Below are 23,714 nucleotides of genomic sequence, written 5' to 3' on the forward strand. Positions count from 1 at the left end.
GCACACATGAATACGGATGAAGTTCTGCAGGTATTTCGCGAAGCAGGGGCAGTGCTGGAAGGGCACTTTATCCTGACATCGGGCTTGCGCAGCCCGACATTCCTGCAAAAGGCCCGCGTGTTCATGCACGCCGACAAGACCGAGCGCGTGTGCCGTGCGCTGGCCGACAAGATCAGGAATGCCGGTCTTGGCCCGATCGACTACGTGGTCGGACCAGCCATCGGCGGCATCATCCCGGCCTATGAAACATCGCGCCATCTCGGCGTCCCGGCCATCTGGGTCGAACGCGAGAACGGTGTGTTCCGCCTGCGCCGCTTTGAAATTGCCAAGGGTGCGCGCGTCGTCATCGTCGAAGATATCGTGTCGACGGGCTTGTCGATCCGCGAGACGGTCACCACCTTGCAGGAACTGGGCGCCGAGGTTCTGGCCGCCGCCTGCATTATCGATCGCTCCGCCGGCAAGACAGATGTCGGCGTGCCGCTGATTGCACTGGCGGAATATGAAGTCCCGGCCTATCCTGCTGACCAATTACCGCCTGAGCTTGCCGCAATTCCGCCCGTTAAGCCTGGTAGTCGTAATATTTGATTAACCAAAAGACGTGAGCGCTTGAGCCAGTTGCGCACTCGCTGGCTCCGGCGTCGAGGGACTTGAATACCAATGCTCTTCAAACGGCGTATCAAACCGGGCTTCCGTGAACGGATGCGTACTGCAGTGTGGCCGCGCCGCTCGGTCGGCCGGTCGCTGCGCTATTTCGGCAAGCGCGTGCTGCGGCTGCGGGCGACCCCGCACGCTATTGCTGCGGGACTTGCCGCCGGCATTTTTTCCTCGTTCATTCCCATCCTCGGCGTGCATATCGCCGTGGCGCTGGCGATTGCCTGGATCATCGGCGGCAACATCGCCGCCGCCATCCTTGGCACGACGCTCGGCAATCCGCTGTTCCTGCCGTTCATCTGGGGCGCGACGCTGGAGGCCGGACGGTTCATCCTGAGCGGCGGTCCCAGCGACGAGCCTTTCCCGCACCACCTCGGCCATATGCTGCGGCATCTGGATTTCGCCGAATTGTGGGGCCCGATCGTCAAGCCGATGCTGATCGGTGCGATCCCCCTCGGTTTCATCGCCGCCCTTGTGGTCTATTTCCCGACCCGCTGGATCGTCGCCAGCTTCCAGAACCGCCGCAAGGCCGGTTATGCGCTGGAAAAGGTGGCCGAACCCTCATGATCATCGGGATCGGCAGTGACCTGATTGATATAAGACGCATTGAAAAGACATTGGAGCGGCATGGCCAGCGCTTCATCGATCGTGTCTACACGCCGGTAGAGCAGGCCCGCTCCGAACGGCGCAAGCTGCGCGCCGCCTCCTATGCCAAACGTTTTGCCGCCAAGGAGGCCTGCGCCAAGGCGCTCGGGACGGGGTTGTCCGAAGGTGTTTTCTGGCGCGACATGGGGGTGATCAACCTTCCGAGCGGCGCGCCGACGATGCGGCTGACCAACGGTGCCGCCCGTCGGCTTGAGGCGATTCTGCCCGCCGGACATACCGCGCACATCCATGTGACGATCACCGACGATTTTCCGCTTGCGCAAGCATTCGTGATTATCGAAGCGCTGAAAATCGTGGAATAGCCGCAATCAAACGCCATTGAGCAGAGCTATGTAGCATTGCTCCCTGCAGATTCAGCGGTTAAGAGGGTGCAGCTTAGAAATTTGGAGATATGACGAGCGTGAGCGACAAATCTGTTGTGAAAAAATCTGGCGGTCTTGGCGAGACGATCAGCGTTGTCGTGCAGGCCCTGCTGCTCGCTCTGGTGATCCGGACCGTGCTGTTCCAGCCGTTCAACATTCCGTCCGGCTCGATGCGTCCGACCCTGCTTGAGGGCGATTATCTCTTCGTTTCGAAATTCTCCTACGGCTTCTCGAAATACTCCATTCCCTTTGCGCCGAACCTGTTTTCCGGGCGCATCTGGGCCAGCGAGCCGCAGCGCGGCGACATTGCCGTGTTCCGCAAGCCCAACGATACATCGCTGGATTTCATCAAGCGCGTCGTCGGCCTTCCCGGTGACCGTGTGCAGATGCGTGGCGGCGTGCTTTACCTCAACGACGTCGCCGTGCCGCGCGTCAAGGTCGGCCAGATCAACAATCCCGATGTCACCGAAGTCAACCGCCCCGTGGATGTCTACCGCGAAACGCTGCCGAACGGCGTGACCTATGACACGCTCGATTTGACCCCCAACGGCCTCGGCGACGACACGCGTGAATTCGTTGTGCCTGCCGGCCATTATTTCATGATGGGTGACAATCGCGACAATTCCGCCGACAGCCGCTTTGACGTGGGCTACGTGCCCTTCGAAAATTTCATCGGCCGTGCCAACATCATCTTCTTCTCCATTGCCGGCAAGGCGAGCCCGCTGGAACTGTGGCGCTGGCCGTCGGAGCTGCGCTTTGACCGTCTGCTTCACAGCGTGAACGGAACCTCCTTCACCCCGAAGAGCCAATGAGCCGCCCATGACCCTGTCCGCTGACGCCGTTCGCAGACTGGAGGAGCAGACGAGCCACACATTTCGCGACCTCGCCCGCCTGGAGCGCGCGCTGACCCATGCCAGTGCCCGCCAGTCGGTCGGATCGGATTATGAACGGCTCGAATTCCTCGGCGATCGCGTTCTCGGGCTGGTCATTGCCGAAATGCTCTTTCGCGCCTATCCGACCGCGAGCGAAGGGGAATTGTCGCTGCGCCTGAACTCGCTGGTCAATGCCGATACATGCGCTGCGGTGGCCGATGAAATCGGCCTGCATGAATTCATCCGCACCGGTTCCGATGTGAAGGGACTGGCGGACAAGCGGCTGAAAAGCCTGCGTGCCGACGTGGTGGAATCGCTGATCGCAACGATTTATCTGGACGGCGGGCTGGAAGCGGCGCAACCTTTCATCCAGCGGTATTGGGATGCCCGCTCGCGCGAGATCAACTCGGCGCAGCGCGATCCCAAGACGGAATTGCAGGAATGGGCACACCAGCAGGATGGTGCCCAGCCCATATACAGCGTGGTCGAACGCACCGGCCCGGACCACGATCCACAATTTACGGTGAAGGTAGAGGTGAAGGGTTTTGCGCCAGCCACCGGCATGGGGCGCTCCAAGCGCATTGCCGAGCAGGAAGCGGCCGTTGCCCTGCTTTACCGGGAAGGCGTCCGTCAGAAGACGCAGGAAGAAGGACAGATATGACCGACCAGGACGTAACGCCGGAAACGGCCCAGCCCGAAGGCCCGACGCGTTCGGGCTTCATCGCCTTGATCGGCGCGCCGAATGCCGGCAAGTCGACGCTGGTCAACCAGCTGGTCGGCAGCAAGGTTTCGATCGTCACCCACAAGGTCCAGACCACGCGCGCGCTGGTGCGCGGCATCGTCATTCACGACCGCACGCAGATGGTGCTGGTCGATACCCCCGGTATTTTCAAGCCCAAGCGCCGGCTCGACCGCGCCATGGTGACGACAGCCTGGGGCGGCGCCAAGGATGCGGACCTCATTCTGGTGCTGATCGACGTGGAAGAGGGCATCAACGAAGAGGCGGAAGCCATTCTGGGCAGCCTGCACGAGAAGAAACGCAAGGTCATTCTCGTCCTTAACAAGGTCGACCGCATCGAAGCGCCGAAACTCCTGGAACTGGCGCAGCGCGCCAACGAGAAGGTGAATTTCGACAAGACGTTCATGATTTCGGCCCTGAAGGGCTATGGCTGCAAGGATCTGTTGAAGTACCTCGCGGACAACCTGCCGGAAGGTCCGTGGTATTATCCGGAAGACCAGATTTCCGATATGCCGATGCGCATGCTGGCGGCGGAAATCACCCGCGAAAAGCTTTACCTGCGCCTGCACAATGAGTTGCCGTACTCGTCGACCATCGAGACCGAAAGCTGGGAGGAGAAGCCGGATGGTTCCGTCCGCATCCAGCAGGTGATCTATGTCGAGCGCGACAGCCAGAAGAAGATCGTGCTCGGCCACGAGGGGCAGGCGATCAAGGCCATCGGCCAGTCCGCCCGCAAGGAGCTGATGGAAATCCTCGAACAGAAGGTCCATCTGTTCCTGTTCGTCAAGGTGCGCGACAATTGGGGCAATGATCCCGAGCGTTACCGCGAAATGGGCCTTGAATTCCCGCACGGATAGCGCGAGTCTCGCCTCATGGAATGGCGGGATGAAGGAATCATACTCGGAACGAGGCGGCACGGGGAAACCAGTGCGATCCTCGAACTGATGACGCGCGCGCATGGCCGCCATATGGGGCTGGTGCGCGGCGGCCGCTCCCGCCGCATGCAGCCGCTGCTGCAGCCGGGCAACCGGGTGGATGTGATCTGGCGCGCGCGCATTGACGAGCATCTTGGCATGATGCAGGTCGAGCCGGTATCCTTTGCCGCCGCCCGGCTGATCGAACAGCCCGTCGGCCTCTATGCGCTGCAGCTGGCTGCAGCGCATCTGCGCCTCCTGCCGGAGCGTGATCCGCACCAGGGGCTTTTCGAGACACTCGCCATCATCCTCGAACATTGCGACGACCCGCTGATCTCGGGTGAATTGCTGTTGCGCTTCGAGGTGATGATGCTGGAGGAGCTGGGTTTCGGGCTCGACCTGAAACGCTGCGCGGCGACGGGCAGCGGCGACAACCTTGCCTATGTCTCGCCGAAATCCGGCCGGGCTGTATCGCGCGATGCGGGTGCGCCCTGGGCCGACAAGCTGCTGGTGATGCCGCCATTCATGATCAGTTCGAAGGTGCGGGCGGCGTCGCTCGCCGAACTGACGGATGCTTTCCGTCTGACCAGTTTCTTCTTCACCCGTCACGTCTGGGAACCGCGGGCGCTGAAGGCGCCGGAGTCGCGCGACGGATTTTTGACGGCGGTATCGCGATCGATATCAAGGACGGCAGGGCAGGGCCAGGCCGCACAGGAAAGGTCAGCACAATCATGAGTTCAGATACCATGCCTGCCATCGCGTTTCCCGGTGGCATCGGTACGCTGCCGCTTGCCGATCTGGCAAAGCGAAGCGGTCTCGATGTCCTGCAGGCAATGCTGCGCGGGGAGTATCCCGCTCCGCCCATGGCCAAAACCCTGTCCTTCACCCTGCATGAGGTCGAGCCGAACCGGGTTGTCTTCACGGGCGTCCCGGCGCAGGAACATCTCAATCCGCTGGGCGGCATCCACGGCGGCTGGGTGGCGACACTGATGGATTCTGCGCTGGCCTGCTGCGTGATGACGACCCTGAAGCCGGGCGAAGCCTACACCACGGTGGAATTCAAGGTGAATCTGGTGCGGCCGCTGTCGCCCGATACCGGCCCTGTCTTCTGCGAGGGCAAGCTGGTGCATCGCGGCCGCACGCTGGCGACCTCGGAAGCCTTCCTGCGCGATGCCAACGGCAAGCTGCTGGCCCACGGCACCGAGACGTGCGCGATTTTCCCGCTCGAAAGTTTCATGCGCGGCGGCTGAGGCTTTTGACAGCAAATCAGATCTTGCTACCCGGCGCTCGGCAAGCCGGTTCCCGACAGTCTCAGAACCTGGCGGATCAATGCGTCGGCATCAGCCCCGGCGTCCACTTGCCCGTCGATCATCAGCAATGCCAGCCCGTGGGTCAGCGACCATAGAAACAGGGCGGCTGCGGGCACCTCTTCTGCCGGCAGTCTTTTGTACAGGCCGGCTTTGACCTTTTCATAGGCGCGCTGGCGCAGCGCACGCACGGCCTCGCTTTCCCTCGAGGCACCGCGCAATCCTTCACCGAACATCAGGCGGTAAAGCGCCGGATTGGCGCGGGCAAAGGCGATATAGGCCTCGCCGGTCGGCGCCAGCATGCCCTTGGCATTGGTTGGGGCTGCTTCCAGCTGCTCGGCGAATTCCGTGAATCCCTGCTCGGCCAGCGACACGGCAATGGCATCGAGGCTGGCGAAGTGATGATAGGCCGAAGGCGCGGATACGCCGACCCGGCGGGCGATCTCACGCAAACTCAAGGCGCCGGGGCCGCGTTCCTCCAGCAGCCCGCGGGCGGCGGCAAGCAGTGCCCGGCGCAGATTGCCATGATGATAACCGGCGGGGTTTTGATCGTGTTCGTCCATGCGTATCCAGACTATCTTTACACTGTTAGGATTGTAGTTTATTTGAGATGAACTGACAATGAGAACGGATTTTGCCATGTCACATATCCCGGTCTACGTCTATTTTATCTTCATTGCATTGATGTGGGTCGGGGTTACGCGCTGCTTCCGACGCACGATCCGCATCCGGCGGCTTCTCATCATGCCCCTGTTGTTTGCGGCTCTCGGTTTTCGCGGGTTCTTCGGCCTGTTTCCGCATCCGGTGGATCGGGACATTCTCGCCGCGCTGCTGGGGCTCGTCATCGGGCTGGCGCTCGGCTGGCATCACGCCCGCCGCTGGACCATCGCAATCGACCGGCAGGCCGGACAGATCACCGTGCCGGGTGACATCATGATGTTCGCGATTATCCTTGGCAGCTTCGCCTTCGAATTCACCCTGCATTACGGCATCGAATCCCATGCTTCATGGGTTGCCGCTTGGCCGGTCCAGCCGATTGCCGCGGGTGTCTGGGCGTGGTTTCTCGGCATGACCGCAGGACGCAATGTCAATCTTGCGCTGCGGTATCGCGACCAGCAGGCAGTGCCGGTTCCAGAGGCATCTTGAACGCGCATTTTCGGGGTTTGCCGGCCTGAATGACCAAGCTTTTACCCTGTCTGTGAAAATCTGCCCAGGAACTGGGAAATTGCAGCGAAATCGCCGCGCACAAGTGTGAATTTCGGTCGAATTTTCGGAAAATCCGCTAGTTTTTCCCGCATATCCTGTCAAACATTGGCGCGACGCAAAAACAGCGTTTGGGGTATCGCAGCCGCAGGGTTGCTGGGGAGGTTTAAATGGACAGTTTCTTGGCGGGCCTGAAGGCTGCCGTCGACACGATGGGGCCGACGGTCCTCTTGCCGATCGTTATTTTCATCATTGCCGTGGTTCTTGGCGCCAAGGTGGGGCGCGCGTTCCGTGCAGCCGTCACCATCGGCGTTGCCTTTATCGGTATCAATCTGGTGCTCGGGCTGATGCTCACATCGATTGGCGATGTCGCCAAGGCGATCGTCACCAATACCGGCATTCAGCGTGATATCGTCGATGTGGGCTGGCCGTCGGCCGCTGCCATCGCCTTCGGATCGTCCGTCGGCCTGTGGGTGATCCCCATCGGTATCGCGGTCAATATCGTGCTGCTTTTGACGCGCATGACCCGCACGCTGAACGTCGACGTGTGGAATTTCTGGCACTTTGCCTTCATCGGCTCGCTCGCCGTCGCCGCCACCGACAGCCTGGCCTACGGCCTGATCGTCGCGGCGCTGATGGTCGCGCTCTGCCTGCTGTTTGCCGACTGGTCGGCCAAGGCCGTGCAGCAGTTCTATGGCATTCCCGGCATTTCCGTGCCGCATCTGGCCTCAGCACAAATCCTGCCGATTGCCATCGTCTTGAACTGGATCATCGACCGGATTCCCGGCATCAACAAGATCGAGATCAACACCGAAACCTTCGAAAAGCGCTTCGGCGTCTTCGGCGAGCCGGTCATTCTCGGCTTGATCATCGGTCTCGTGCTCGGCGTGATCGCTTACTACAACGCCGGCGATTTCGGCGTGGTTCTCAGCAAGGTGCTGCAGACCGGCATGACCTTGGCTGCCGTGATGCTGCTGCTGCCGCGCATGGTCAAGATATTGATGGAAGGGCTTCTGCCGGTTTCCGATGCGGCGCAGGCTTTCGTCAAGAAGCGGACGGGCGACCGGGAATTGCTGGTCGGGCTTGATTCGGCAATTCTGATCGGCCATCCCGCGGCGATCTCTTCGTCACTGATCCTGGTGCCGATTGCCATCATCCTCTCGGTGATCCTGCCGGGCAACCGCGTCATTCTTTTTGCCGATCTGGCGGTCATTCCGTTCATCGTCGCCATGACAGCGCCGCTGTTGAAGGGGAATGTCTTCCGCATGGTCATTGTCGGCACCTTCACGCTGGCTGTCGGCTTCTACGTCGCCAACGCGCTGGCGCCGCTGTTCACCAGTGCCGCCCAGTCGTCCGGCTTCAAGATGCCGGCCAATGCGGTGCAGATCACCAGCGTCGTCGACGGGTTCCTGTGGGTGTCCTATGCGGTGATCGCTGCGATCCGCGGTCTCGGCGCGGCGGGTCTTGGTGTCATTGCCATCGTCATCGCGGGTGCCTTCTGGGCCTATCACCGCAACACCGCTGCATGGGAACGTGCCGCCGGTGCCGATGAGAACGCCGACAAGACTGCATGACAAGACGTATACTGGAGTAAGTGAATGGCGAAAGCCCTGATGAGCTATCTCGATCCCGGGGCGATTGTCCTTGGGGTCGAGGCCGGGAATGATCAGGACGTGATCCGGATTCTTTCCGATCGTTTGCACAGCCTGGGTTATGTGAAGCCGAGCTTTGCCGCAGCGGTGCTTGCCCGCGAGGCGGCGCTGCCCACCGGCTTGCCGCTAGGGTTGGACAACAATGTTGCCATTCCCCATACGGACCCGGAACATGTGCTGAAACCGGGCCTCGCCATGGCGACGCTGTGCAGGCCGGTGGCCTTTTGCAATATGGAGGACCCGGAGGAAAAACTGCAGGTCAGCGTGGTTTTTCTGATGGCCCTCAACGACAAGGACCAGCAGATCGAAATGCTGCAGGAAATCGCCTTGACCATTCAGTCGGCGGACACGATCTCCGCCCTGATGCGATCCACCACTGTTGACGATGTGACCCGGCTTTTGGCCTGACGCGCCATCCGGGATGAAGAGGGACCAATGACCAAACAAAAGACTGTACTTTTCGCCTGCGGAACCGGTATCGCGACGTCGACCGTCGTCGCTCACGCGGTGGAGGACGCGCTGAAGGAACGCGGCATTACGTTCAATTCGCGCCAGTGCAAGGCGACCGAGGTAGCCAGCCAGATCGATGATGTCGACCTTGTCGTCTCCACCACCCAGTTGCCGAAGGATCTCGGCAAGCCGGTGATCACGACGCTCGCCTTTCTCACCGGCATCGGCAAGGCCGAGGCACTCGACAAGATCGAGGCGGCATTGCGCGATTAACACTCCGCTTACCATATCGGTGCAAATCGCCGCCGTCTGACCCGTCAGGCGGCGGTTTCTGTTTATAACCATCATGCCGGGCAAAACCCGGCCCATTGCCGCCGCAGTGCCCCGTCAGTTGTCCCTCTGACAATTGATCCGAAGGAGTGCCCATGCGTATCGCGACGACCCTGTTTCTCTCCCTCGCCATGAGCTGCGCCGCCAATGCCGCCGATCTCATCACTTTCTGGGATACGCCGCAGCATGGCGGCAACAGTTTCAATCGCTTGCCGCCGGACCAGGCCTATTTCGATGCCTTGAAAAAATATGGCGCGAGCTGGGTGCGGCTCTCCTACGACAAGTGGAAGCCGGCCAAGCGGGATTTCCTCATCGGCGATGCCGACCACTATGAAGGCATTCCCGCAGCCGATCTTGCCACGCTGAAGGCAACGCTCGACCGCGCTGATAAGGCCGGCCTCAAGGTCGTCATCACGCCGCTGTCCCTGCCATCCATGCGCTGGTCGCAGAACAACAACGGCAAGTTCGATGACCGGCTCTGGCAGGACAAGGCAAAATGGCAGGAAGCCGCGCTGTTCTGGCGGGATCTGGCGACCGCCTTGAAGGATCATCCCGCCATTGCGGCCTACAACATCATCAACGAGCCCGCGCCGGAAAAGATGGGCGGTATTGCCGAACACGCCGGTGTTGCGGACATGCAGGCCTGGTACGGCAAGCAGAAGGGCGGCTCGCGCGACCTGATCGCCTTCTACAACACGGTGATCGCCGAAATCCGCAAGGTCGATCCCGCAACGCCTGTCATGGCGGATGCCGGGTGGTATGCGGCTGCCGATGCCTTTAGCTACTGGCCGAAGCCGCTCGATGACACGAAGGTCGTTTACAGCTTCCACATGTACGAGCCCTACGAAGCAACAAGCGCGCCGAATATCAAGCGGAAGAAGCCCTATGCCTATCCCGGCGAGGTTCCCTATGCCGGATCAACGGTGACATGGAATGCGCGCGCGGTGGCTGATTACCTCGCCAAGCCGGTCGACTGGGCAAAAGCGCATCATATCCCGCTCAACCGGCTGGTCGCAGGCGAGTATGGCTGCATGCGCATGCTTGCGGGTTGCAAGGCCTATCTCGAGGATGTCTTGACCGTGTTCGACAAAGACAGGCTGCACTGGGCCTTCTACAGCTTCCGCGAGGACAGCTGGGACGGCATGGACTACGAGCTCGGATCGGAAAAAGTGAACTGGAAGTACTGGGAAGCCATCGATGCGAACGAGCCGGATCCGGTCAAGCGCAAGGCCACGCCGGAATTCGAACCCATCCGCAAGCGCCTTCAGCCGTAACGCAGCCTATTCGGCCGGTTGCAGGGCGGGGCGGTCCGCCTGGCGCTCTTCAATCGGCCAATGCACGATGGCGGCGAAAATCCCGAGGACGACACTCAGCCACCACACGGGGTTGTAGCTGCCGAAGTGATCGTAGAGATAACCGCCCAGCCAGACACCGAGGAAGGAGCCGACCTGGTGCGAAAAGAAGACGATGCCGCCGAGCATGCCGAGATAGCGCGTGCCGAACATGATGGCGACCAGCGCATTGGTCGGCGGTACGGTTGAAAGCCACATCAGCCCCATCACGATGGCAAACACCACCACGGATGCGCCGGTCTGCGGCAGCAGCAGGAATGCCGCCACCAGCACCGAGCGGCCGATATAGAGATAGGCGAGGAATTTCGGCTTGGAATAGCGCTGGCTGATGACGCCGGATGCCAGCGAACCGATCACGTTGAAAAAGCCGATCAGGGCCAGCGCCAGCACCGCATATTTGGCATCGATGCCGATATCGCTGATATAGGCGGGAAAGTGCGCGGTGATGAACGCCAGCTGGAAGCCGCAGACAAAAAAGCCTGTCGTCAGCAGCACATAGCTCCTGTGGGCGAGCGCTTCGCGCAGGGCTTCGCCCATGGATTGTTTGTACTGTGCCTCGCTGACGCGGCCGCTGGTGGAATTGCCGCGCAGCGGGATGGCGAGAAGCGGCACGATCAGCATGGCGATGCCGAGATAAACAAGCGCATCGGACCAGCCGAAACGCTCGATCAGCGCGAGACTGAGCGGCGAAAACACGAACATGCCGGCGGAACCCGCTGCGGTGCCGAGGCCGAAGACGAAGGTGCGTTTTTCGGCCGAAACATTGCGGGCAAATGCGGAAAGGATCGTTCCAAAGGAACCGGAGGCGATGCCGAGGCCGACAAGAAGGCCGCCGCCGATATAGAGCATGCCGGGTGAGGAAGCCCATGCCATCAGGATCAGCCCGGCGCTGTAGAGGATCGCCGACATCAGCAGGACCCGCCATGTGCCGAACTTGTCGGCGATGGCGCCGAAGAAGGGCTGGCCGATACCCCAGAACAGATTCTGCAAGGCGATGGCCATGCCGAATGTGGTGCGGTCCCAGCCCTTGTCATGCAGCAGCGGCAACTGGAAAAGACCCATGGCCGAGCGTGGGCCGAATGTCATGACCGCGATGAGACAACCGGCGGTGATGATCAGCCACGGTAAGCCCGCAGGCTTTGCTGTGCGCGATTGAATCATGGTCTCTCCCCTTAAATCCAGGAGAGAATTATCCTATTTGTACTCTCAATCAATTGAATAGATGTGAATTGGCACATCAACGCAATTGATACGTTATGGGTCCGTTCATTCCCCGCACATACAGACAAAGGCTTTCCCGATGCGATTTCTTCTGCCACTTCTGGCTTTGACCACCATTACCCTGGCCGGTTGCGCCAATTCGGGCCGGGTGAGCCCGCTGGTCTTTTGCGACCGGCCAACGGATATCAACGCGAAAATATTCACCGACTGCTCGCCGCGTCTGGGTGGCGACAGCCCGGCCAAACGCGACCGGCAGGACCGCAACTATTACCGCCACCGGGGAACCACGTACTAACCCTCTGAAATAAATCGGGGAAATGCCCTCAAGCCGGGCGTTTCCATCGGCTCGCACGTCATGCGTGACACAGGGAATACTCGCGCCGGATTGTCTTCGGCGCGTTCATTCCTCCCGCAATCTTTAGCCGATTGTTGAAAATCTGCCCCTTGAAGCGGCGGAAATATTGGCCTATGTATTCAGCGACGGCCTTGCCGTTTTTCTTTTGATCACAAATATGCTCATATTGAGTATAAATGATCGGCAGCAGGCAATCTGAGGAGGTTGCCCTTGGAGGAAAAGACGATGACCAGCACTGCGCGCACCGTAAACGGCCCTGTCTCCGGCCCATCCGCAGCGGAGCGTTTCGGCGTTCTCACCATGCCGGACCTGTCTTTCACCCCGGAAGTGGCGGCGGAAACCGAACACCTCTACCAGCGGGTTGCGCATCATATTCCCCGCATCGAATGGCCTGTCTACGCGCCCTATGTGGCGGCGATCAACCGGGTGAAGAAGCAGCGCAACGCCGTCATTCTCGCGCATAATTACCAGACGCCGGAAATTTTCCATTGCGTTGCCGACATTGTCGGCGACTCCCTGCAACTGGCCCGCGAGGCCACGCGTGTCGATGCCGAAATCATCGTCCAGTGCGGCGTGCATTTCATGGCCGAGACCTCGAAACTGCTGAACCCGCAGAAGACCGTTCTTATTCCGGATATGCGAGCCGGCTGTTCGCTGGCTGAATCCATCACCGGCGCCGATGTCCGTCTGCTGCGGGAAACCTATCCCGGCGTGCCGATCGTCACCTATGTCAACACCTCGGCCGAGGTGAAGGCGGAAAGCGATATCTGCTGCACCTCGGCCAATGCCGTAGAGGTGGTTGAAAGCTTTGGCGTTGACCGGGTTCTGTGCATTCCCGACGAATTCCTGGCGCAGAACGTCGCCGCCCAGACGGATGTCAAGATCCTCACCTGGAAGGGGCATTGCGAAGTGCATGAGCGCTTCACCGCCGATGAGCTTCTGGCTTACAGGATTGCCGATCCGGATATCCAGATCATTGCCCATCCGGAATGCCCGCCGGAAGTCGTGGCTATCGCCGATTATACCGGCTCCACCAGCGGCATGATCAATTACGTGAAGGACCGGAAGCCCGCAAAGGTGCTTCTCGTCACGGAATGCTCGATGGCGTCGAACATCGAGTCGGAGGTGCCCGGCGTGAAGTTCATCAAGCCGTGCAACCTGTGCCCGCACATGAAGCGCATCACGCTGCCGAACATTCTGGAAAGCCTCGTCTACATGCGTGAGGAAATTCACGTCGATCCGCTGGTTGCCGAACGTGCCCGTCTTGCCGTCGAGCGCATGGTGAACCTCAAGAACTGACCTTCAACCCAACGGCCCGGCTGGGCAACAGGGGGTAATTCCGATGAGCGTACCATTCTCCAAGGCCCCGGCGCCGGTTGAGCCGGTGATCATTATCGGTGGCGGTCTGGCTGGCCTGTTTTGCGCGCTGAAGCTTGCGCCGCGTCCCGTCACCATTCTCGCGGCGGCACCCATCGGCCGCGGTGCCTCCTCCGCCTGGGCGCAGGCGGGCATTGCCGCCGCCGTCTCCGAGGGCGATACGACGGACAAGCACGTCGCCGACACGATGGCCGCCGGTGATGGCATTGTGGACGAAAGCATTGCACGTTTGATGGCAACGGAAGCCGCTGCCCGCGTGCATGACCTGCTTGGCTATGGCGTGCCGTTCGACCGCGATCTCGAAGGCAAGCTGCAGGTGTCGCGTGAGGCGGCGCATTCGGAAAGCCGCATCGTCCGCGTGCGGGGCGACATGGCGGGCCGTGCCATCATGCAGGCGCTGGTGCACACCGTCGAGAACACCCCCTCCATCCGCGTGATGGAAGGCTATGTGGTGGAAGACATCACCACGGAAAAAGGCGCCGTGACCGGGGTGATTGCCCGCGCCGATGCGGGCCGGGGCGAGAAGATACGCCTTGCATCCCGTTCGGTCGTCATTGCCACGGGTGGCATCGGGCATCTCTATGCGGTCACCACCAATCCGTCCGAGGCGCGCGGCGAGGGCATCGGCATGGCGGCGCGCGCGGGTGCCATGATGGCCGATATGGAGTTCGTGCAGTTTCATCCGACGGCGCTTGACGTGCACAAGGACCCGGCGCCGCTGGCAACCGAAGCGCTGCGCGGCCATGGCGCGACACTGATCAACCGCGATGGCGAGCGCTTCATGCTGAAAATCGACAGCGATGGCGAACTTGCCCCGCGCGATGTGGTGGCGCGCGGCATCTATGCCGAAGTCATGGCGGGGCGGGGCGCCTGGCTCGACTGCACCACGGCGGTCGGCGCGGCGTTCCCCGACGAATTTCCGACGGTGTACCGCTATTGCCGCGACGCCGGCATTGATCCCGTGACCCAGCCCATCCCCGTTATTCCCGCCGCCCATTATTTCATGGGCGGTATCCTCACCGATGCCGACGGGCGCACCTCGATTGACGGCCTCTGGGCCTGCGGCGAATGCACCTCCACGGGTGCCCATGGCGCCAACCGCCTCGCATCCAATTCGCTGTTGGAGGCAGTCGTGTTCTCTGCCCGCATCGCTGCCAAAATCGGCAGGGACGGCGCAAAACCGGTCGATAACTGGTCGGCCGGATCGGTCGACCGCGATGACTTGCAGAGCGAAGGCGACAGTTCCGCCATGGCGACGCTGCGCAAGACCATGAGCGCCAGCTTCGGGGTGATCCGCAACGGCGAGGACATGCGCGCCGGGCTGAAGGCCATTCTCGCGCTTGAACAGACCAACCGCGATCCGGCATTCCGCAATGTGCTGGCCACCGCCAAGCTGGTGGCGGTCAGTGCCTTGCGTCGCGAGGAAAGCCGCGGCGGCCATTTCCGCACCGATTTTCCCGAAAAACGCCGGGAATGGCAGCACCGGACATTCCTGACACTGGACGATGCGCAGGCCTATGTCGGCGACATGATGGAACGCGCTTAGGCGCAGGCGGAGAGAGCAGATGAATATGTCTCAAAAAGCAACTGTAGCGCAAAAGGCGTTTCCCCCCTCATTGCCGGGACTGCTGATCGACGACGCCGTGCGCGCCGCCCTGCTTGAAGATCTCGGGCGCGCCGGTGATCTGACCACCAATGCCACGCTTCCCGAGGACGCGACCGCCAAGGCGGTTCTGTCCAGCCGCGAGGCCGGCGTGATCTGCGGCATGGAATTTGCCCGCAAGGCCTTCATCCTGATCAATCCCGACGTGACATTCACCGCCCTGGTCAAGGACGGCGTGCGGGTGAAACCCGGCGACATCATCGCCATTATCGAAGGCAATGCCCGCGCCATCCTGTCGGCCGAGCGCGTGGCGCTCAATTTCCTGATGCATCTGAGCGGCATCGCCAGCTATACCGCCCGCTTTGCCGACCTGATCGCCCATACCCATGCCAGGGTGTGTGACACGCGCAAGACCATTCCCGGAATGCGGACTTTCGCCAAATATGCGGTGAAGTGCGGCGGCGGTTCCAACCACCGTTTCGGTCTCGATGACGCGATCCTCATCAAGGACAACCACATTGCGGTTGCGGGCGGTGTCGCCAAGGCCATTCTGGCGGCGCGGGCCTATGCCGGACATCTCGTCAAGATCGAGGTGGAGGTGGATGGCCTCGACCAGTTCGATGAGGCATTGTCCGTCAATGCCGATGTGATTCTTCTTGATAATATGGGGCCGGAACTGCTTGAAAAGGCGGTGAAAATCAATGCAGGCCGCGCCAGGCTTGAAGCATCGGGCAATATTGCGTTTGATACGATCAAGGCCATCGCGGAAACCGGTGTTGACTACATCTCGACCTCGAAAATCACCATGGCAGCCCCAACGCTGGATATCGGACTGGACATAGAACTGAAATGAAAGTCATTGCCACCATCGCCGAGCTGCGCGCCGCCCTCAAGGCGGAACGATTGAAGGGCAAAAGCATCGGTCTTGTGCCGACCATGGGCTATCTGCACATCGGCCACATGACGCTGGTGCGCCAAGCGCGCGCCGCCTGCGATGTGACTGCCGTGTCGATCTTCGTTAATCCGACCCAGTTCGGTCCCAACGAGGACCTGTCGACCTATCCCCGGGACATGGCCGGCGATCTCGCCAAGCTGAAAGCCGAAGGCGTCGATTATGTCTTCACGCCGGAGGTGGCCGAAATCTACCGGGCCGGCGCCCACACCATCGTCGAAAACCCGGTTCTCTCGCGTATCCTCATCGGCAAGATCAGGCCCGGCCATTTCCGCGGCGTCAGCACGGTGGTGACGAAACTGTTCAACATCGTGCAGCCGGACCATGCCTTCTTCGGCGAGAAGGATTATCAGCAACTGACGATCATCCGCCGCATGGTCGCCGATCTGGACATGCCCATCGTCATCACCGGCGTGGCAACGGTGCGCGAAGCGGACGGCGTCGCATGCTCCTCGCGCAATGCCATGCTGACGCCGGAACATCGCAAGGCGGCGGCCATCCTGCCGCGCTCGCTCGATCTTGCCGATGCGATGGTGGCACAAGGGCAGCGTTCGGTGGCGGCCATCCGCAACGCGGTGCGCACGATGCTGGAAACGGAAAAACAGGGTGACGTCGAAGCTGTCGATATCCGCGACGCTCAGACGCTCGATCCTGTCTCGGGTAAATTCAAACAGCCCGTGGTCATCCTGCTCACGGTGCGCTTCGGCAAGGTGCGGCTGATCGACCAGCGCGTGATCGGCTGACAACAACGCGAGGGGAGCGCATCGAGATGAGCCAGGAAATCGTCATTCGCCGGGTCACGGCACCGGAAATCCGTGCACGCAAGGGCGGCGAACCCATCGTGGCGCTGACCTCCTATCACGCCAACACGGCCCGCATTGTCGACAATCACGCGGATATCCTGCTCGTCGGCGACAGTCTCGGCATGGTGCTCTACGCCATGGACTCCACGCTTGGCGTTTCGCTCGACATGATGATCATGCACGGCAAGGCTGTCGTGCGTGGCTCAAAACGCGGCATGGTTGTCGTCGACATGCCCTTCGGCAGTTACGAGGAAAGCCCCGCCGCGGCGTTCCGCAACGCGGCACGGGTGATGCAGGAAACCGGCTGCGGCGCCATCAAGATCGAAGGCGGCGTGCGCATGGCCGAGACCATCCGCTTTCTCACCGAACGCGGCATTCCCGTGATGGCGCATATCGGCCTGACGCCGCAGTCGATCAACACGCTCGGCGGCTTCAAGACGCAAGGGCGCGACACGGCGCTGTGGCCGCTGATCAAGGCGGATGCCAAGGCTGTCAGCGATGCCGGCGCGTTTTCGGTGGTGCTCGAAGGCATCGTCGAGCCGCTTGCGGCCGAGATTTCCCGGGAAATCCCCATTCCGACCATCGGCATCGGCGGGTCGAAAGAATGCGACGGGCAGATTCTCGTGCTGGAAGACATGCTGGGTTACAACCCCAAGCCGCCCAAATTCGTCAAAGTCTACGGTACAGTCGGCGCCGGTATCGATGCGGCGGTCAAGGCCTATGCGGATGATGTCCGCGCACGGGCATTTCCGGGTGACGAGAACGTATATCTCCTGAAGTAAGATTCATGCGGCGCGGATCGTCGGAATTTTGCTGACGTCAACTTCGCGCTCCGCATGCCAGGCGTCATATGCGGCCTGCATCCGCAGCCATACCGCTGCGCCATCGCCGAAAGCCTTGCCAAGGCGTGCCGCCACGGCTGGGGACACCGGCTTGCGCTCGCCGATAATGTCATAGAAATGTTGGCGCGATATTCCCAGAAGTTGAGCTATTTCCGCCTTGGTCTTTCCAGTCGCCGGAATGATATCATAAAGCAACGCGCCGGGATGAGACGGGCAACGATCTGAATGAGGCACGACGTCGATCAAGGCTCCTTAGGCATCTTTAACCTTTGCAAGTCTGTCTGGATCGAGCCAATCAGTCAATTCTGCGTTGGTAGGATATGACGCTGGCGCTTACCCCTTCCGTTCCATATCGGCGCCCTGCCAATATTCCATGGTCGCCGACTTGTCATAGCCTTCGCCGGTCAGGCGGACGCTGACCCGGCCGGTTTCCGGATAGACGATCACGTCATGCGGGTTCTTCTCGCCGATGATGAGGAAGCGGCAGGGCTCGTTGCTGTGGTTGTAGAAGGAATGTCCGGCCTTCTGGCCGGCGGGAAAACAGACGTAATCGCCGGTTTTGACCGGATAGGTCTTGTCGCCGAGCTTCAGGGTCATTTCGCCCGCCACGATCAGCGCCTGCTCCTCCTCCAGCATGTGATAATGGTTGAGGCTGGACTCCATGCCCGGCGCCAGCTCCTCCATCGCAACGCCGACATGGCTGGCACCGCCGAAGGCAGAGAGATAGCGGAAGCGCGAGCCGTACCGACTGCCTTCCGACCAGTCCTGCCACGGCACGCTTTCCACGGCGAACGGTTCCGAAATGCCTTCGGCGTTCACGGCACTGGGTTTGTCGGTCATATCCCCTCCCTATCCGCGCCCGCCGACCCGCAGGCCCGCGACGCTGCGTTCCTCCAGCACATTGTGCCGGAACCGGTAAAGCGCAGCGGGCCGGCCGCGCGCCTGTGTCTGTTCGGCCCCGGTCGGCTCGACCAGTTCCGTGCCTTCCACCAGACGGCGGAAATTCTGCTTGTGCAGGTGGCGGCCGGAGATGGCTTCCACGGTTTCCTGCAGGGCGGTAAGCGTGAAGGTCGGCGGCATCAGTTCGAACACCACGGGCCGGTATTTCAGCTTGGCGCGCAGGCGTGAAATCGCCGTCGCCAGAATGCGGCGATGATCGAAACTCATGGGCAGGCCGAGATTGCCTGTGAGGGCAGGCGGATCGGCGCGCCCGTCGCGCACGGCCTCGGTGACGAGCCCCGCCTCGTACAGCAGTTCATAACGTTCCAGCACGCGTTCCTCGTCCCAGGCGATGCCCTCGTCGCCAAAGGCCAGCCGGAACCGGCTCAGGCGCGCATGCGAGTTGCCCTGTTCGGCCCATTGGCACAGCGCCGGGCGAATGGTGTCATCGATCATGGCGGGCTTGCCGCCGCGCCAGTCTTCCCACGGCAGAAATGAATACCAGCTGCGCCAGCGTGCGCCGGATTTGCGCAAGGCTTCCCGGTTGTCATCGGTGATCCGGGTCAGTGCGAGATAACCGACGGAGACGATGTGCAGGTCACGGTCCTCGGCCGTCTTGTGCCGCCCGCGGTCGCCGAATGTGTAGAGCTGCTCGACATAGCCGAGGCGCAGCGGCGTCTGCTCCGCTACCCATTCGCGCAGGCCCGTCTCGAAGGTGCGGTGCGCCAGCGGATTGAACGGCCCGAACGGCAGTTCATCGCGCTGCGCATCGTCGCTGGCCGGTGTCGTCAGGATCAGCGGATCATTGTCGGCAACCGCGGCAATGGCGGCGCTCAGGTTGATTTCGACGGCGTTGGGCGCACCGGTGGTTGTCATGGCTGGACCGCGAGCGGCAGGATGAAAGGGGTGCCTTCAAACGCTTCCTCGCCGCGGCCGATCGCCTTGATCGCGTCGACCATACGCCCCTTGCGGCCAAGGATGTCGTCGCCGAGGGCAACCAGCCTGCTATTGGGCGTGGCGGAAGGCGCGTTCCGGCGCAGGGTCTGGGCGAGCCAGACCTCGTCAAGCGCGGGGTTGAGCGCCAGCGCGGTGATATAGGCCCCAGCGGTGGAGCGCGAGATACCGGCATAGCAGTGCACGAGCAGCGGCGCCTGCCGGTCCCAGTTGCGGCCGAAGGCGATCAGGCTATGCACGTGCTCGGCTCCCGGCGGGGTCATGCCGTCTGCCGGTTCGATGATATCGTTGAAGCCGAGAAACAGGTGGCGTGCTTCGGCGATTTCGGCGGGCCGTTCAACCGGCGTGCCCATGTTGATCAGGGTCACCATGTCCCGTGCGCCGGACCGTGTTGCCGTTTCGGCAAGCCGGGAAAGGGGAGTGACGATGATATGCGGCATGGCTGGCCCTTATGTCTGGTGGCGTCGTGATTCCAATACAGCAAAACGCTGCAAAAAGGCATTCTGCGCATTCTGGGTGGCCATGGCCGTCAAGTCGAGACATTGCGGGTCGATTCCGCGCGGCCGCCCGAAGAAAAGCACGGCCTCCTTCTCGGCAAAACCGGCAAGCCGCGTCGCCTCGAAATAGGCGGCGACGGCATCGGCGCGTTTGATCAGGCCGCGCAGACTTTGCGATACGCTTGGTGGCAGGGAAAAGCGCAGGTGGATGGCCTGCTGCAGACGCAGCTCGACGCTCTTGTAATCGCCGCCCACCACCGCCTTGAACGGTGAAATCATGTCGCCGATCACATATTCCGGCGCATCGTGCAAAAGTGCTGCCAGCCGGTGCTCGGTGCTGGCGTCGGGAACGATCAGGCCGAAGATGTGCTCGACCAAGAGGGAATGCTGCGCCACCGAATAGGCGTGGTCGCCGACGGTCTGGCCGTTCCAGCGCGCCACGCGTGACAGGCCCTGCGCGATGTCCTCGATTTCGATGTCGAGCGGCGAGGGGTCAAGCAGGTCGAGCCTGCGGCCCGACAACATGCGCTGCCATGCCCGCGTTTCGTTGGTCTGCTTGGTTTTGGCTGCTGCCGGTTTCGGCATGGATTCTCCCGCTCAGGCCCCTTCGGTCGTCACGGGAAATGTAAAGCGGTGTTCGGGCGGAATGGCAAGGGTAAGAACCGCATCTCCTGACAGGATCGGCGTGCCCGCATCCATGGCGTCCTTGACACGGTCGATGCGCACCAGCGCCAGCCCGGCATTGCCGACGACGCTGCCAAGCGTGCCGATCTCTCGCCCGTTCGCAGTGATGGCCGTACCCGTTTCAGGCAGGGCGGCATTGCCCGAGGCAATGAGAATGCGCCGGCGCGCCGTGCCGCGGTGCTGCATGCGCGAGACCACCTCCTGGCCGATGAAACAGCCTTTCTTGAAGGACACACCCGATATCTGGTCGAGATTGACATCATGCGGGAACGCATCGCCAAGCGCATAGTCGAGCGGCGCTTCCGCCACGCCATGGGCAATGCGCAGCGCCGTCCATTGCAGTTCATCCGCCGTCGGCGCGGTTTCCCCGCCATAACGGCGGCGGACATGCAAGCCATCGGGAAAGCGGCGGTCGTGCAAACCTGAATCATTGTCTGAAGCGCCTGATTCATTGCGCCATGAAACCCGGATAACCGATTCAGGCCGCAGGGTAATTTGCACCTTGGCACGCAGCTTGTAGAGCGTCAGCCTTTTCTGGAGATCGGCGACCGAGGTTTGCAGCGTGTCGAGCACGAGACCTTCCGCTGACCGCGAAACAAGGAACTCGAACAGGATTTTGCCCTGCGGGCTCAACAGCGCGCCGGGTTTGAGGTCGCCTTCGCTGAGGGTGTCGAGATCTGTGGTGATCAGGTTCTGCAGGAACTTTTCCGCATCGTCTCCGGTTATGTCGAGAATCGCTCTGCCGCTTAAGTTTGCCGATGGCATCATATCACCCTTGCCTTTGCTGTCCCCGTTACGTAAGCCGCAAGGGAAGGGTTCGCAAGGCAGGAATGGAAAGCAGATGGCACAGACGTTCGATACGATTTTCAGAAGCGGAATGGTTGTCAATCAGGATGGTGTCGGATTGCGCGACATCGGCATCACCAATGGCCGCATTGCCGCCATCGGCAATCTCGGCGGTGCTTCCGCCGGCGAGATCATCGATGCGACCGGCCTGCACATTCTGCCCGGCGTTGTCGACAGCCAGGTGCATTTCCGCGAGCCCGGCCTCGAGCACAAGGAAGATCTGGAAAGCGGTTCGCGCTCGGCCGTCCTCGGCGGCGTCACCGCCGTCTTCGAAATGCCCAATACCAAGCCTCTGACCACATCGGCGGAAACGCTGGAAGACAAGATAAGGCGCGGCAATCACCGCATGCATTGCGATTTCGCTTTCTGGGTTGGCGGCACGCGCGACAATGCGAAAGACGTGGCCGAACTGGAACGTCTGCCCGGCGCTGCAGGCATCAAGGTGTTCATGGGCTCGTCCACCGGCGATCTCCTGGTCGAGGATGACGAAGGCGTGGCTTCCATTCTGCGCAACACCCGCCGCCGCGCCGCCTTCCACTCCGAGGACGAGTTCCGCCTGCGCGAGCGCGAAAGCTACCGCATTGCCGGCGATCCCGCATCGCACCCGGTCTGGCGCGATGAAATCGCCGCGCTCCAGTGCACCGAGCGGCTTGTGCGCATTGCGCGCCAAACCGGCGCACGCATCCATGTGCTGCATATTTCCACGGCGGAAGAAATCGATTTCCTCGCCGGGCACAAGGATGTGGCCAGCTGTGAGGCCACCCCGCACCATCTGACGCTGGATGCCAGCCAGTATGCCACGCTGGGAACGCTCATCCAGATGAACCCGCCGGTGCGCGATGCGCGCCACCGCGATGGCGTCTGGAAGGGTATCGGGCAGGGCATTGTCGACGTGCTCGGCTCCGACCATGCGCCGCACACGCTGGAAGAAAAGGCAAAACCCTATCCGGCATCACCATCGGGCATGACCGGCGTGCAGACGCTGGTGCCGATCATGCTCGATCATGTCAATGCCGGGCGCCTGTCAATCGAGCGGTTTGTCGACCTCAGCTCACACGGCCCCAACCGCCTGTTCGGCATGGCGCGCAAGGGCCGCATTGCCGTCGGTTATGACGCGGATCTGACCATCGTCGACATGAAGCGGCGCGAAACCATCACCAATGCGCAGGTTGGCTCCAAGGCGGGCTGGACGCCCTATGACGGCAAGATCGTCACCGGCTGGCCTGTCGGCACCATCGTGCGTGGCATCAAGGTCATGTGGGACGGCGAAATCGTCACGCCGTCGCAGGGCGAGCCGGTGCTGTTTGGCGAAGCGCTCGGTCAGGGCAGGTAAATCTGCGCCTTCATGAAGGTGACCGCCGATCCTGAAATGAGAACGCGGTCGCCTTTCAGTTCGCACAGAAGATGCCCGCCGCGGCTGGAGCGCTGGAAGGCGGAAAGGTTCGGCTTGCCCAGCTTCTGCGCCCAGTAGGGCACCAGCGTCGCGTGAATGGAGCCGGTGACCGGATCTTCCGGGATGCCGGCGAGCGGCGCAAAGTAACGCGAGACGAAATCGTGCTCGTTGCCCTTTGCCGTGATCACCAGGCTTAAGGGATCGAGTTTCAGGATTGCGGGCAGATCGGGCACGAAGTTGAGAACCGCCTGTTCATCGGCAAGCTCGACGAACATGTTCTCGAAATTGCGGAACGCCTTGACCTCGCCTTTGCCGAAAATGGCCCGCAAAGGCGCTGGAATCTCGCTCAGGATCTCAGGCGGAAAACTCGGAAAATCAAGCTGATATCCGCCATTGCTGCGATCGACGCGCAAGGTGCCGACCTGCGTTTCAAACACCAGCTGACCGTCAATGCCCAGCTCATGCGCGAGCACGTGCGATGTCGCCAGTGTGGCATGGCCGCAGAACGGCGCCTCGTGCACCGGGGTAAACCAGCGCAGGTCCCATCCGCTGCCGTTGGGCCGCACGAATGCCGTCTCCGCCAGATTGTTCTCGGCGGCAATGTTCTGCATGGTTGCCTCGGGCAGCCAGTCGTCCAGCACCAGAACGGCGGCGGGATTGCCACGGAAAAGCGCGCTGGTGAAGGCATCGACCTGGTACATCGTGAATTCTGGCATGGGATGATTCCGTGGGGTGAGAGGTGCACCTATC

The 23,714-nt window shown here is 61.5% G+C and carries 29 protein-coding genes; 20 read left to right on the forward strand and 9 right to left on the reverse strand.

What is annotated here, in order from left to right; translation table 11 throughout:
• Nucleotides 1-6 precede the first annotated feature (6 nt).
• The 8 genes from pyrE to ACIQWS_RS05415 all read left to right on the forward strand — a co-directional run bounded on the left by pyrE (nucleotide 7) and on the right by ACIQWS_RS05415 (nucleotide 5,454).
• Nucleotides 7-585, forward strand: coding sequence for an orotate phosphoribosyltransferase (pyrE, locus tag ACIQWS_RS05380; protein WP_223611303.1), 579 nt, complete (start codon nucleotides 7-9; stop codon nucleotides 583-585).
• A 72-nt stretch (nucleotides 586-657) separates the two neighbouring features.
• On the forward strand, nucleotides 658-1,218 hold the full coding sequence (locus ACIQWS_RS05385) for a DUF2062 domain-containing protein (protein ID WP_346306465.1): 561 nt from the start codon (nucleotides 658-660) through the stop codon (nucleotides 1,216-1,218).
• Nucleotides 1,215-1,619, forward strand: a complete 405-nt coding sequence (acpS, locus tag ACIQWS_RS05390; protein WP_223611301.1) for a holo-ACP synthase — start codon at nucleotides 1,215-1,217, stop codon at nucleotides 1,617-1,619. The genes ACIQWS_RS05385 and acpS overlap by 4 nt, the downstream gene beginning before the upstream one ends.
• 89 nt (nucleotides 1,620-1,708) lie before the next feature.
• Nucleotides 1,709-2,491: a signal peptidase I gene (gene lepB, locus ACIQWS_RS05395; protein ID WP_288194245.1), complete on the forward strand. Its 783-nt coding sequence runs from the start codon at nucleotides 1,709-1,711 to the stop codon at nucleotides 2,489-2,491.
• Nucleotides 2,492-2,498: 7 nt separating this feature from the next.
• On the forward strand, nucleotides 2,499-3,212 hold the full coding sequence (gene rnc, locus ACIQWS_RS05400) for a ribonuclease III (protein ID WP_346306466.1): 714 nt from the start codon (nucleotides 2,499-2,501) through the stop codon (nucleotides 3,210-3,212).
• Nucleotides 3,209-4,147, forward strand: coding sequence for a GTPase Era (era, locus tag ACIQWS_RS05405; protein WP_346306467.1), 939 nt, complete (start codon nucleotides 3,209-3,211; stop codon nucleotides 4,145-4,147). Before rnc ends, era begins: the two co-directional genes overlap by 4 nt.
• Nucleotides 4,148-4,162: 15 nt before the next feature.
• Nucleotides 4,163-4,939: a DNA repair protein RecO gene (recO, locus tag ACIQWS_RS05410; RefSeq protein WP_403171449.1), complete on the forward strand. Its 777-nt coding sequence runs from the start codon at nucleotides 4,163-4,165 to the stop codon at nucleotides 4,937-4,939.
• Nucleotides 4,936-5,454 (forward strand): PaaI family thioesterase, encoded by a 519-nt coding sequence (locus ACIQWS_RS05415; RefSeq protein ID WP_403171458.1) that lies wholly within the window; start codon nucleotides 4,936-4,938, stop codon nucleotides 5,452-5,454. Before recO ends, ACIQWS_RS05415 begins: the two co-directional genes overlap by 4 nt.
• A gap of 26 nt (nucleotides 5,455-5,480) precedes the next feature.
• Here the strand turns inward: ACIQWS_RS05415 and ACIQWS_RS05420 are convergent, their stop codons facing one another.
• On the reverse strand, nucleotides 5,481-6,074 hold the full coding sequence (locus tag ACIQWS_RS05420) for a TetR/AcrR family transcriptional regulator (RefSeq protein ID WP_403171465.1): 594 nt from the start codon (nucleotides 6,072-6,074) through the stop codon (nucleotides 5,481-5,483).
• A gap of 76 nt (nucleotides 6,075-6,150) precedes the next feature.
• On the opposite strand from ACIQWS_RS05420, the gene ACIQWS_RS05425 reads away from it, so the two are divergent.
• The 5 genes from ACIQWS_RS05425 (at nucleotide 6,151) to ACIQWS_RS05445 (ending at nucleotide 10,420) form a co-directional block, all read left to right on the forward strand.
• Nucleotides 6,151-6,657 carry a DUF6622 family protein gene (locus ACIQWS_RS05425; RefSeq protein WP_346306472.1) on the forward strand — a complete coding sequence of 169 codons (507 nt, stop codon included), beginning with the start codon at nucleotides 6,151-6,153 and terminating at the stop codon, nucleotides 6,655-6,657.
• A gap of 227 nt (nucleotides 6,658-6,884) precedes the next feature.
• On the forward strand, nucleotides 6,885-8,288 hold the full coding sequence (locus ACIQWS_RS05430; protein WP_223611293.1) for a PTS galactitol transporter subunit IIC: 1,404 nt from the start codon (nucleotides 6,885-6,887) through the stop codon (nucleotides 8,286-8,288).
• Nucleotides 8,289-8,312: 24 nt separating this feature from the next.
• Complete coding sequence (locus ACIQWS_RS05435) at nucleotides 8,313-8,774, forward strand: PTS sugar transporter subunit IIA (protein WP_403171486.1); 462 nt, start codon at nucleotides 8,313-8,315, stop codon at nucleotides 8,772-8,774.
• A gap of 27 nt (nucleotides 8,775-8,801) precedes the next feature.
• Nucleotides 8,802-9,089: a PTS sugar transporter subunit IIB gene (locus ACIQWS_RS05440; protein ID WP_346306474.1), complete on the forward strand. Its 288-nt coding sequence runs from the start codon at nucleotides 8,802-8,804 to the stop codon at nucleotides 9,087-9,089.
• Nucleotides 9,090-9,241: 152 nt separating this feature from the next.
• Complete coding sequence (locus ACIQWS_RS05445; protein WP_403171511.1) at nucleotides 9,242-10,420, forward strand: glycoside hydrolase family 5 protein; 1,179 nt, start codon at nucleotides 9,242-9,244, stop codon at nucleotides 10,418-10,420.
• A 6-nt stretch (nucleotides 10,421-10,426) separates the two neighbouring features.
• On the opposite strand, the gene ACIQWS_RS05450 is transcribed toward ACIQWS_RS05445, so the two are convergent.
• Nucleotides 10,427-11,659 (reverse strand): MFS transporter, encoded by a 1,233-nt coding sequence (locus ACIQWS_RS05450; RefSeq protein ID WP_346306476.1) that lies wholly within the window; start codon nucleotides 11,657-11,659, stop codon nucleotides 10,427-10,429.
• Nucleotides 11,660-11,798: 139 nt separating this feature from the next.
• Here ACIQWS_RS05450 and ACIQWS_RS05455 point away from each other — a divergent pair, with 139 nt between their 5' ends.
• From ACIQWS_RS05455 to panB, 6 genes are all read left to right on the forward strand, one after another.
• Nucleotides 11,799-12,014 (forward strand): hypothetical protein, encoded by a 216-nt coding sequence (locus ACIQWS_RS05455; RefSeq protein WP_163600290.1) that lies wholly within the window; start codon nucleotides 11,799-11,801, stop codon nucleotides 12,012-12,014.
• Nucleotides 12,015-12,299: 285 nt separating this feature from the next.
• The gene (nadA, locus tag ACIQWS_RS05460; protein WP_403171538.1) at nucleotides 12,300-13,373 is read left to right on the forward strand and encodes a quinolinate synthase NadA; all 1,074 of its coding nucleotides are present in this window, start codon (nucleotides 12,300-12,302) and stop codon (nucleotides 13,371-13,373) included.
• A 43-nt stretch (nucleotides 13,374-13,416) separates the two neighbouring features.
• Nucleotides 13,417-14,997 (forward strand): L-aspartate oxidase, encoded by a 1,581-nt coding sequence (locus ACIQWS_RS05465; RefSeq protein WP_403171545.1) that lies wholly within the window; start codon nucleotides 13,417-13,419, stop codon nucleotides 14,995-14,997.
• A gap of 25 nt (nucleotides 14,998-15,022) precedes the next feature.
• The gene (gene nadC / locus ACIQWS_RS05470; protein ID WP_346306879.1) at nucleotides 15,023-15,907 is read left to right on the forward strand and encodes a carboxylating nicotinate-nucleotide diphosphorylase; all 885 of its coding nucleotides are present in this window, start codon (nucleotides 15,023-15,025) and stop codon (nucleotides 15,905-15,907) included.
• Complete coding sequence (gene panC, locus ACIQWS_RS05475) at nucleotides 15,904-16,749, forward strand: pantoate--beta-alanine ligase (RefSeq protein WP_346306878.1); 846 nt, start codon at nucleotides 15,904-15,906, stop codon at nucleotides 16,747-16,749. The genes nadC and panC overlap by 4 nt, the downstream gene beginning before the upstream one ends.
• Before the next feature lie 26 nt (nucleotides 16,750-16,775).
• Entirely contained in the window at nucleotides 16,776-17,591 is an 816-nt protein-coding gene (gene panB / locus ACIQWS_RS05480) for a 3-methyl-2-oxobutanoate hydroxymethyltransferase (RefSeq protein ID WP_403171591.1), read from the forward strand.
• 3 nt (nucleotides 17,592-17,594) lie between these two features.
• On the opposite strand, the gene ACIQWS_RS05485 is transcribed toward panB, so the two are convergent.
• From ACIQWS_RS05485 to ACIQWS_RS05510, 6 genes are all read right to left on the reverse strand, one after another.
• Entirely contained in the window at nucleotides 17,595-17,885 is a 291-nt protein-coding gene (locus ACIQWS_RS05485) for a HigA family addiction module antitoxin (protein WP_403171611.1), read from the reverse strand.
• Nucleotides 17,886-17,984: 99 nt separating this feature from the next.
• Nucleotides 17,985-18,491: a cupin domain-containing protein gene (locus tag ACIQWS_RS05490; RefSeq protein ID WP_403171623.1), complete on the reverse strand. Its 507-nt coding sequence runs from the start codon at nucleotides 18,489-18,491 to the stop codon at nucleotides 17,985-17,987.
• 9 nt (nucleotides 18,492-18,500) lie between these two features.
• Nucleotides 18,501-19,466 carry an NrtR DNA-binding winged helix domain-containing protein gene (locus ACIQWS_RS05495; RefSeq protein WP_223611280.1) on the reverse strand — a complete coding sequence of 322 codons (966 nt, stop codon included), beginning with the start codon at nucleotides 19,464-19,466 and terminating at the stop codon, nucleotides 18,501-18,503.
• Nucleotides 19,463-19,984 (reverse strand): tyrosine phosphatase family protein, encoded by a 522-nt coding sequence (locus tag ACIQWS_RS05500; RefSeq protein ID WP_403171649.1) that lies wholly within the window; start codon nucleotides 19,982-19,984, stop codon nucleotides 19,463-19,465. The genes ACIQWS_RS05495 and ACIQWS_RS05500 overlap by 4 nt, the downstream gene beginning before the upstream one ends.
• Nucleotides 19,985-19,993: 9 nt before the next feature.
• Nucleotides 19,994-20,626: an HD family hydrolase gene (locus ACIQWS_RS05505; protein WP_346306874.1), complete on the reverse strand. Its 633-nt coding sequence runs from the start codon at nucleotides 20,624-20,626 to the stop codon at nucleotides 19,994-19,996.
• A 12-nt stretch (nucleotides 20,627-20,638) separates the two neighbouring features.
• Entirely contained in the window at nucleotides 20,639-21,490 is an 852-nt protein-coding gene (locus ACIQWS_RS05510; protein WP_403177512.1) for a YgfZ/GcvT domain-containing protein, read from the reverse strand.
• Between the two features lie 76 nt (nucleotides 21,491-21,566).
• On the opposite strand from ACIQWS_RS05510, the gene ACIQWS_RS05515 reads away from it, so the two are divergent.
• On the forward strand, nucleotides 21,567-22,904 hold the full coding sequence (locus tag ACIQWS_RS05515; RefSeq protein WP_403171659.1) for a dihydroorotase: 1,338 nt from the start codon (nucleotides 21,567-21,569) through the stop codon (nucleotides 22,902-22,904).
• Here ACIQWS_RS05515 and ACIQWS_RS05520 read toward each other — a convergent pair.
• Nucleotides 22,892-23,680 (reverse strand): PhzF family phenazine biosynthesis protein, encoded by a 789-nt coding sequence (locus ACIQWS_RS05520; protein WP_403171670.1) that lies wholly within the window; start codon nucleotides 23,678-23,680, stop codon nucleotides 22,892-22,894. The genes ACIQWS_RS05515 and ACIQWS_RS05520 overlap by 13 nt on opposite strands.
• Nucleotides 23,681-23,714 lie beyond the last annotated feature (34 nt).

It is taken from the genome of Phyllobacterium sp. NPDC097923, from assembly GCF_044760925.1.
Lineage (GTDB): Bacteria > Pseudomonadota > Alphaproteobacteria > Rhizobiales > Rhizobiaceae > Phyllobacterium > Phyllobacterium calauticae.

Excerpts from the sequence above, each read along its gene's own strand:
- acpS (WP_223611301.1), top strand. The coding sequence starts at position 1,215 with ATGATCATCGGGATCGGCAGTGACCTGATTGATATAAGACGCATTGAA.
- ACIQWS_RS05465 (WP_403171545.1), top strand. The coding sequence starts at position 13,417 with ATGAGCGTACCATTCTCCAAGGCCCCGGCGCCGGTTGAGCCGGTGATC.
- era (WP_346306467.1), top strand. The coding sequence starts at position 3,209 with ATGACCGACCAGGACGTAACGCCGGAAACGGCCCAGCCCGAAGGCCCG.
- ACIQWS_RS05385 (WP_346306465.1), top strand. The coding sequence starts at position 658 with ATGCTCTTCAAACGGCGTATCAAACCGGGCTTCCGTGAACGGATGCGT.
- recO (WP_403171449.1), top strand. The coding sequence starts at position 4,163 with ATGGAATGGCGGGATGAAGGAATCATACTCGGAACGAGGCGGCACGGG.
- ACIQWS_RS05420 (WP_403171465.1), bottom strand. The coding sequence starts at position 6,074 with ATGGACGAACACGATCAAAACCCCGCCGGTTATCATCATGGCAATCTG.
- ACIQWS_RS05490 (WP_403171623.1), bottom strand. The coding sequence starts at position 18,491 with ATGACCGACAAACCCAGTGCCGTGAACGCCGAAGGCATTTCGGAACCG.
- ACIQWS_RS05500 (WP_403171649.1), bottom strand. The coding sequence starts at position 19,984 with ATGCCGCATATCATCGTCACTCCCCTTTCCCGGCTTGCCGAAACGGCA.
- panB (WP_403171591.1), top strand. The coding sequence starts at position 16,776 with ATGAGCCAGGAAATCGTCATTCGCCGGGTCACGGCACCGGAAATCCGT.
- nadC (WP_346306879.1), top strand. The coding sequence starts at position 15,023 with ATGTCTCAAAAAGCAACTGTAGCGCAAAAGGCGTTTCCCCCCTCATTG.
- ACIQWS_RS05520 (WP_403171670.1), bottom strand. The coding sequence starts at position 23,680 with ATGCCAGAATTCACGATGTACCAGGTCGATGCCTTCACCAGCGCGCTT.
- nadA (WP_403171538.1), top strand. The coding sequence starts at position 12,300 with ATGACCAGCACTGCGCGCACCGTAAACGGCCCTGTCTCCGGCCCATCC.
- ACIQWS_RS05510 (WP_403177512.1), bottom strand. The coding sequence starts at position 21,490 with ATGCCATCGGCAAACTTAAGCGGCAGAGCGATTCTCGACATAACCGGA.
- lepB (WP_288194245.1), top strand. The coding sequence starts at position 1,709 with ATGACGAGCGTGAGCGACAAATCTGTTGTGAAAAAATCTGGCGGTCTT.
- ACIQWS_RS05440 (WP_346306474.1), top strand. The coding sequence starts at position 8,802 with ATGACCAAACAAAAGACTGTACTTTTCGCCTGCGGAACCGGTATCGCG.
- ACIQWS_RS05505 (WP_346306874.1), bottom strand. The coding sequence starts at position 20,626 with ATGCCGAAACCGGCAGCAGCCAAAACCAAGCAGACCAACGAAACGCGG.
- rnc (WP_346306466.1), top strand. The coding sequence starts at position 2,499 with ATGACCCTGTCCGCTGACGCCGTTCGCAGACTGGAGGAGCAGACGAGC.
- ACIQWS_RS05450 (WP_346306476.1), bottom strand. The coding sequence starts at position 11,659 with ATGATTCAATCGCGCACAGCAAAGCCTGCGGGCTTACCGTGGCTGATC.
- ACIQWS_RS05430 (WP_223611293.1), top strand. The coding sequence starts at position 6,885 with ATGGACAGTTTCTTGGCGGGCCTGAAGGCTGCCGTCGACACGATGGGG.
- panC (WP_346306878.1), top strand. The coding sequence starts at position 15,904 with ATGAAAGTCATTGCCACCATCGCCGAGCTGCGCGCCGCCCTCAAGGCG.
- ACIQWS_RS05425 (WP_346306472.1), top strand. The coding sequence starts at position 6,151 with ATGTCACATATCCCGGTCTACGTCTATTTTATCTTCATTGCATTGATG.
- ACIQWS_RS05415 (WP_403171458.1), top strand. The coding sequence starts at position 4,936 with ATGAGTTCAGATACCATGCCTGCCATCGCGTTTCCCGGTGGCATCGGT.
- pyrE (WP_223611303.1), top strand. The coding sequence starts at position 7 with ATGAATACGGATGAAGTTCTGCAGGTATTTCGCGAAGCAGGGGCAGTG.
- ACIQWS_RS05495 (WP_223611280.1), bottom strand. The coding sequence starts at position 19,466 with ATGACAACCACCGGTGCGCCCAACGCCGTCGAAATCAACCTGAGCGCC.
- ACIQWS_RS05445 (WP_403171511.1), top strand. The coding sequence starts at position 9,242 with ATGCGTATCGCGACGACCCTGTTTCTCTCCCTCGCCATGAGCTGCGCC.
- ACIQWS_RS05515 (WP_403171659.1), top strand. The coding sequence starts at position 21,567 with ATGGCACAGACGTTCGATACGATTTTCAGAAGCGGAATGGTTGTCAAT.
- ACIQWS_RS05435 (WP_403171486.1), top strand. The coding sequence starts at position 8,313 with ATGGCGAAAGCCCTGATGAGCTATCTCGATCCCGGGGCGATTGTCCTT.
- ACIQWS_RS05455 (WP_163600290.1), top strand. The coding sequence starts at position 11,799 with ATGCGATTTCTTCTGCCACTTCTGGCTTTGACCACCATTACCCTGGCC.